Source organism: Corallococcus sp. AB049A, assembly GCF_003668885.1.
Lineage (GTDB): Bacteria > Myxococcota > Myxococcia > Myxococcales > Myxococcaceae > Corallococcus > Corallococcus interemptor.
Genome location: NZ_RAWL01000507.1, coordinates 1 through 5,690, shown reverse-complemented (window position 1 = coordinate 5,690; position 5,690 = coordinate 1). Strand labels below are relative to the sequence as shown.

Sequence of the window (5,690 nt, the reverse complement as noted above, 5' to 3'; positions counted from 1 at the left end):
CAGCGGCGAAGGAGGCTCCCGCCGCCACGGAGCTGGAGGAGGAATGGAGGCAGACGAAGACGCTCTACCAGCGGCTCAAGCGCAACCACGGCTGCGAGCCCATGCAGATGCAGTGCACGCTCTTCGACAAGATGGCGGACGACTTCGCCCAGGGCGGCAGTGAGACGCCGACCCTCAAGCAGGTGAGGGACCTGCACGAGCAGCTGAAGCGCGTGAAGGCCCGTCAGGATTGATGGACGCCCTGCGGGAAGGTCCGGAGACTCAGCGGCGCATGCCCGCGTCCATCTTCCCCGTGCCCGCGTCCATCGCTCCGGTCCCTGCGTCCATCGCGGTGCCCGCGTCCATCATTCCGGTGCCCGCGTCGCGTCCGGAGCCACCGATGCCCTCCGAGGACGGCGCGCCCCGGTAGCTCTCCGCGAGCCCCGTGCCCAGCTCCGCGCTGCCGCCCGTCCGCTGGCCGGAGTTCCGCGAGAGGTCACCCTCCATCGCGTTGGGGGCCGTGCTGCCGCCACCCATGGCGGCCTTGCTGTCGCTGTTGAACGACCGGCCGCCGCCGCCCTCGTTGGCGGGGTGGCCCAGGTCGTTCTGCGCCGTGTCGCCGGCCTGATCATTGGTGGAGCGGTGCTGCATCTGCACCGGGTCCTGGAACCCCCGCATCTCCTTGGGCGCATCGTTGCCGCAGCCCCAGCCTCCCAGGGCGCCGCCCACCAGCAGTCCCAACCCCACCGCGCGCTTGAAGCCCTTCATGGTTTTCTCCCTCGGGCGCGAGGATGTCCGCGCCTGCCCGTCCCGGAAGTTAGGTCGGCTGTCCCCAGGGGCTACCCACCCCGGCGGAAGCCTGCCTGCCCGCCCGCCGGGCTCCGGAACGTGCCCGTGTTGACAAGACTGTCTCCCTGGCGGGAAACACCCAGAGCGCGGGACCCCTACGCCGTGCGTCTTCCCCCGCCCCCGAGGCCGCATGGTGCGCTACGCCCTCGCCATCTTCACCAGCGCCTTCCTGCTCTTCGGCGTCCAGCCGCTGGCGGGCCGTTACGCGCTGCCGTGGTACGGCGGCACTCCGGCGGTGTGGACCGCGTGCATGCTGTTCTTCCAGGCGGTGCTGCTCGCGGGCTACGCGTACGCGCACGCGGTGGCCTCCCGGCTGCGTCCGCGCGCGCAGGCCTTCGTGCACCTGGGCCTGCTGATGGTGGCGCTGGGGGCGCTCGCGGCGCGGGCTTCGTGGACGGGCTCTCCGCTGGCGCCGGGAGACGGCTGGCGCCCGGTGGACGAGCACCTGCCCGTGCTCCGGCTGATGGGGATGCTGGCCGCCACGCTGGGCCTGCCCTTCTTCGTGCTCAGCACCACCGGCCCGCTGCTCCAGTCGTGGTTCGCCCGCGCGCGGCCGGAGCGCTCGCCGTACGTGCTCTACGCGCTCTCCAACGCGGGCTCGCTGCTGGCGCTGCTGGGCTATCCGTTCCTCGTGGAGCCCTGGGTGGGCCGCGGCGCGCAGGCCTGGGGCTGGGCCGTGGGCTTCGTCGTCTTCGTCCTCTGCGTCCTCGCCTGCGCCAGGGACCTGCTGCGCCGGGCCCCCGCCACGAACGTCCCCGAAGCTCCGGCCGAAGCTCCGGCCGAAGCTCCAACCGGCGCCTCCATGGCACCCGCGCGTCCGGGCGTGGGGCGCACGCTGACGTGGCTGGCGCTGAGCACGTGCGCGTCGGTGCTGCTGCTGGCCACGACGAACAAGCTGTCGCAGGACGTGGCGGCGGGCCCCTTCCTGTGGGTGATGCCGCTGGCGGTGTACCTGGTCACCTTCATCCTGGCCTTCTCCCGCGAGTCCTTCTACGCGCGCACGCCGTACTCGGTGGGGCTCATCGCCTCCGTGGTGCTGGTGACGTACGCGCACAAGGAGGGCCCCGCGCTGGGCCTGGGCTGGCAGGTGCTCTTCCACGCGTCCGCGCTCTTCACGGGCGCCATGGTGTGCCACGGCGAGCTGTACCGGCGCCGCCCGGCCCCGCGCTACCTGAGCGCGTTCTACCTCTGGGTGTCCGTGGGCGGCGTGCTGGGCGGCGTGTTCGTCAACCTGGTCGCGCCCGCGCTCTTCAACACCTACTGGGAGCACCCGCTGGCGCTGGCCGCGTGCTGCGCGGTCGCCTTCGTGGGGCTGATGCGGGGGCCGAAAGAGGAGACGCCAACGGCGCGCACGCAGCGCCTGTTGCGCGGGGCGATGCTGGTGGGCGTGGCGGTGCACCTGCCGGTGCTCGTGGCCACGGACCTGGAGCGCGTGCGCTTCGCCGCGCGCAACTTCTTCGGCGTGGTGCGCGTGCTGGAGCTGTCCCCGGAGGACCCCAAGCAGCACCAGTACGCCCTGCGCCACGGCGCCATCACCCACGGCTGGCAGTACATCCGCCCGGAGCGCCGGAACATCCCCACGGCGTACTACACGAAGGACACCGGCCTGGGGCTCGCGCTCGCCGAGCAGCGCCGCTGGCGCCAGGCGCTGGGGCTGCCCACCCACCTGCGCGTGGGCATGCTGGGGCTGGGCGTGGGCAACAGCGCCACGCTCATGGCCGCCGGCGACGACGTGCGCTTCTATGAAATCAACCCCGTCATCATCGACCTGGCGCGGGGCAAGGGCGGCTTCTTCAGCACGCTGAAGGACACGCCCGCGCACGTGGAGGTCGTGGAAGGCGACGCGCGCATCTCCCTGGAGCAGGAGCTGGAGCACGGCTCCAACCAGTTCGACGTGCTGGCGCTGGACGTCTTCAGCTCGGATGCCATCCCGGTGCACCTGCTGACGCAGGAGGCGGTGGCGCTCTATCTCCGGCACCTGGCGCCGCACGGCGTGCTGGCGCTGCACATCAGCAACCAGCACCTGGACCTGGTGCCCATCAGCCTGGCGCACGCGCGCGCCCACGGCCTGACCGCGGCGCTCGTCGCGCTGGACAGCGAGGGCGACGCGGTCTCCAGCGCGTGGATGCTGCTCAGCCCGGACAAGGAGTTCTTCGGCAGCTCCACCTTCCACGCGGGCCGGGCGCGCGTGCGCCGGCTGGTGCTGCGCGGTGAGCCGGAGTACGTCTGGACGGACGAGCGCAGCAGCGTGCTCCAGGCCCTGCGCCCCCGCGCCCAGGGCCGCGCCGGGGCCGACCCGAACGTCACGGACGCGCCCCCGGAAGCCCCGTCGCTGCCTGTGCAGCCCCGCGTCGAGCCCTCGGCGCCCTGACACGCGGTCAGTGGCCCGGCGCGGCGGGGGAGGGCGCGGGCTTGACGGTCAGCCGCACGTCCAGCGCGGCCAGCACGCCCAGCACCGCGCACGGCAGCACCAGCGTCACGGCGCCGTGGCGCAGGAACAGCACCGGCCCCAGCGCGGAGCCCGCGAGGAACGCCAGCGCCAGGCCCAGGTGCAGCCGGGTGCGCTCGAACTGCACGGCGGAGGGCAGATCCTTCACGCGGAGCCACAGCCCGGACGCGCCGTGGCCGCGCAGCCCGTCGCGCACCCACGCCAGCATCTGCACCAGCTGGATGCCGATGTCCGTGAGCAGCCCCGTCACGTGCGTGGTGCGCACCACCGCGCCGGACACCCGCGTGACGAGCGCGTTCTGCAGCCCCATGGCGAAGGCGAGGCCCCAGAGCAGCACCGGCGCGCGCGTGCCCGGCATGGACGCCATGCCCACGCCCACGCCGCCCAGCACCAGCGTCTCCAGCAGCAGCGCGGCCACGTGCCGGCCCCGCGTGCGGTGCCGCGAGGCATCCAGCAGGCCCGTGGCGCAGAAGGCCCCGGCGACGAACAACCCCATCAGCTGCGCGGGCAGCCGCGCCGCGTCCCAGCGGCCCTGGGCCAGGGACTCGCCCAGCGTGGCCATGTTTCCGGACATGTGGGACGCATGCGCGCCCAGCGCCACGAACCCCATGGCGTTGACCGCGCCGGCCACGAAGGCCAGCAGCACGGCGAGGCGGGAGTAGGCACGGCGGGATTGTGGCGACGACTGGGCACTGAACATGACGGGCGGGCCCGCCCGGGAGGAGGGGCGGGCCACGCGTCCCGGAACGCTAACACCCGGCGCCCCCGCGCGCGTGGCATGCGAAGCGGGGCGGACGGCGGGAAGCGGCTCGGATGCCGGCTAGCCCGGCGGCCAGTGCAGGGTGCGGCCCGCGAGCAGGTGCAGGTGGATGTGGAACACCGTCTGGCCCGCGTCGCGCTGGGTGTTCATCACCACGCGGTAGCCCGTGTCCGCGAAGCCCCGCTCGCGCGCGACCTTCGCCGCGCCCATGTAGAGGCTGCCCACCAGCTCCCGGTCCTCCACCGTGATGTCGTTCACCGTGGCGATGTGCTTGCGCGGGATGAACAGCACGTGGGTGGGGGCCTGGGGGTTGATGTCCTCGAAGGCCAGGCAGTTCTCGTCCTGGTAGACGATCTTCGCCGGGATGAGGCCATCGCGAATCTTGCAGAAGAGGCAGTCGGATTCGGGCATGGCCGTGGCTTACCAACCCGCCGGTGGGGCCGGAAGGGCCTTTCAGGCTCGAACTGTCCCGCTCAGGGCAGTCGCCATGAATAGCCGGGGTCCGGTGCGCAGTCCGCCACCGGCAGTTTCACCAGCGCCAGCGCGCCGTCCCGGGCCACCAGCGTGCCCGCGCCCTCGAAGCCCGCCGGGGTGATGACGTGGCTGAACCGGCGGGAGTCCCGGCCGGGGCCGGTGTGGGGATACAGCGGCACCTTCCGGTGGAAGTAGCTGTAGCCCCCCGTCCACGCCAGGTGCACCGCCTCCACCTTGAGGCCGCACACGTCGTCGCGCCGGCCCGCCGCCTCCAGCAGCCGGTTGACGGGGCCCTGGTCGTCCCAGGCGCTGTCCTTGGGGCGCACGCGCTCGTACTGGCCCACGTCTCCGAAGGTGAGCGCCCCCGCGTCCGCGCCGGACACCAGCGCCCCCGCCACCACCGCCAGCGTGGCGGTGGCCCGCGCCGGAGTGCCGCGCAGCACCCGAAGGACGGAGTCCAGCCCCACGCCCGCGAGCGCCGCGAACAGGGGCAGCACCGGCACCAGGAAGCGCAGCTCCTTGTGCGGCTGCAGCGCGTGCAGGACGAAGAAGGCCGCGGCCAGGAAGGACAGCCCCCACGCCCGGGGCACCGCCAGCACGGCGAGCGCCAGGGTGACGACGGTCAGCACCGGCATCGCCGTGCGCAGGATGCGCGGGTAGTAGCCGAAGGGCTCCGTGCCCCACTGGGCCGCCTTGCCCTGCACCACGTTGAAGTCCAGGTAGACGATGGCCGAGTGGAACCACCGGCCCCAGGTGAGCTTGTCCAACAGGCCGAAGGCCAGCGCCCACCCGGACAGCACCGCCAGCGCCACGCCCGCCTGCCGCCACTGGCGCCGGCACAGGAGCACCGCCAGCAGGCCCACGCAGAAGACGCCGTTCTGCAGCCGCAGCAGCACCGCCAGCCCCAGCAGGGACGCCCCGGCCACCAGGGCCCGCCGGGACGCCGCCTTCGGCAGGGCCAGGGACAGGCCCAGCACCACCGGCAGCACGGAGGCGTTCTCGCTCATGGCCCGGGGGGCGAAGTACAGGGGCACCGACGCCAGGGCGAACAGGGCGGCCCCGCCGGAGGCCGCCAGGGTGGAGGCCCCGGACGCGCGCGACAGCCGCCACGTGGCCCACGCCGTCGCCGCGCCCACCAGGGCGAAGAAGCCCTTCACCAGCCCCAGGTAGCCGGCCGGG

At 73.3% G+C, this 5,690-nt stretch carries 6 protein-coding genes; 2 read left to right on the top strand and 4 right to left on the bottom strand.

The window, feature by feature from the left end; all coding sequences use genetic code 11:
• On the top strand, nucleotides 1-233 hold a 233-nt coding region (locus tag D7X55_RS43660; RefSeq protein ID WP_158626470.1), incomplete at its 5' end, for a hypothetical protein.
• 28 nt (nucleotides 234-261) lie between these two features.
• Here the strand turns inward: D7X55_RS43660 and D7X55_RS34725 are convergent.
• Nucleotides 262-747: a hypothetical protein gene (locus tag D7X55_RS34725; protein ID WP_121725286.1), complete on the bottom strand. Its 486-nt coding sequence runs from the start codon at nucleotides 745-747 to the stop codon at nucleotides 262-264.
• Nucleotides 748-958: 211 nt separating this feature from the next.
• Here D7X55_RS34725 and D7X55_RS34720 point away from each other — a divergent pair, with 211 nt between their 5' ends.
• On the top strand, nucleotides 959-3,199 hold the full coding sequence (locus D7X55_RS34720) for a ferrichrome ABC transporter permease (protein WP_120551450.1): 2,241 nt from the start codon (nucleotides 959-961) through the stop codon (nucleotides 3,197-3,199).
• Between the two features lie 7 nt (nucleotides 3,200-3,206).
• Here D7X55_RS34720 and D7X55_RS34715 read toward each other — a convergent pair whose 3' ends face one another.
• The 3 genes from D7X55_RS34715 to D7X55_RS34705 form a co-directional block, all read right to left on the bottom strand.
• Nucleotides 3,207-3,977 carry a YoaK family protein gene (locus D7X55_RS34715; protein ID WP_121725285.1) on the bottom strand — a complete coding sequence of 257 codons (771 nt, stop codon included), beginning with the start codon at nucleotides 3,975-3,977 and terminating at the stop codon, nucleotides 3,207-3,209.
• A 120-nt stretch (nucleotides 3,978-4,097) separates the two neighbouring features.
• A complete protein-coding gene (locus D7X55_RS34710) occupies nucleotides 4,098-4,448 on the bottom strand; it encodes a histidine triad nucleotide-binding protein (protein WP_120551448.1) in 351 nt (116 codons plus the stop codon).
• Nucleotides 4,449-4,510: 62 nt separating this feature from the next.
• The coding region (locus tag D7X55_RS34705; RefSeq protein ID WP_121725284.1) for a hypothetical protein at nucleotides 4,511-5,690 on the bottom strand (1,180 nt) is incomplete at its 5' end.

Bases quoted from the DNA above. Each gene is read 5' to 3' on its own strand.
- D7X55_RS34720 (WP_120551450.1), top strand. From the start codon at position 959: ATGGTGCGCTACGCCCTCGCCATCTTCACCAGCGCCTTCCTGCTCTTC.
- D7X55_RS34715 (WP_121725285.1), bottom strand. From the start codon at position 3,977: ATGTTCAGTGCCCAGTCGTCGCCACAATCCCGCCGTGCCTACTCCCGC.
- D7X55_RS34710 (WP_120551448.1), bottom strand. From the start codon at position 4,448: ATGCCCGAATCCGACTGCCTCTTCTGCAAGATTCGCGATGGCCTCATC.
- D7X55_RS34725 (WP_121725286.1), bottom strand. From the start codon at position 747: ATGAAGGGCTTCAAGCGCGCGGTGGGGTTGGGACTGCTGGTGGGCGGC.